Annotated in this window: 1 protein-coding gene; it reads left to right on the forward strand. The window is 49.2% G+C overall.

Annotated features, from left to right (window positions below; all coding sequences use genetic code 11):
- The coding region (locus tag ICN29_RS10635) for a hypothetical protein (RefSeq protein ID WP_216133007.1) at positions 1–592 on the forward strand (592 nt) is incomplete at both ends.

Consider the following 592-nt stretch of genomic DNA (forward strand, 5'->3'; position numbering starts at 1 on the left):
ATTAACCGTCTCCTCAGGCTCGGGCAATGTCACCTTTACTGGCATCGTCGGTGGTGCATCGGGTGGTGCTCTAGGTGCTTTAACTGTGAACTCTACTGGTGCTACTACCTTTAGCGCTGCAGTCACCGCAGCTTCAGTAACGACTAATACTGGCGGTACTACTGCTATTAATGGGGGAGCAATTACCACTACTGGCGCTCAGATCTATAACGATGCAGTGACCTTAGGTGCTACAACAACATTAACAAGTAGTGGTAGTGGGGCAATCAACTTTGTTTCTACTCTCAATGGTGCTTACGCACTAACAGCCAATACTTCAGGCGCCACCACCTTTGGCGCTAGTGTTGGTGGCACTACGAACTTAACGAGCATTACTACCGATGCTGGCGGTACTGTCGTGATTAACGGTGGCGCAATTACGACTACTAGCTTTCAAACCTATAACGATGCATTGACTATTGGCGCTGCCACCACCTTATCGGCTTCTGCCATTACTACTGGCTCAACCATCACAGCAAGCGCTAATAACCTGACCTTGACTACGGATGCGATTAGTATCGGTGGCAATCTCACTGGTACAGGTGCACTCGTA

Source organism: Polynucleobacter nymphae (assembly GCF_018882155.1).
Lineage (GTDB): Bacteria > Pseudomonadota > Gammaproteobacteria > Burkholderiales > Burkholderiaceae > Polynucleobacter > Polynucleobacter nymphae.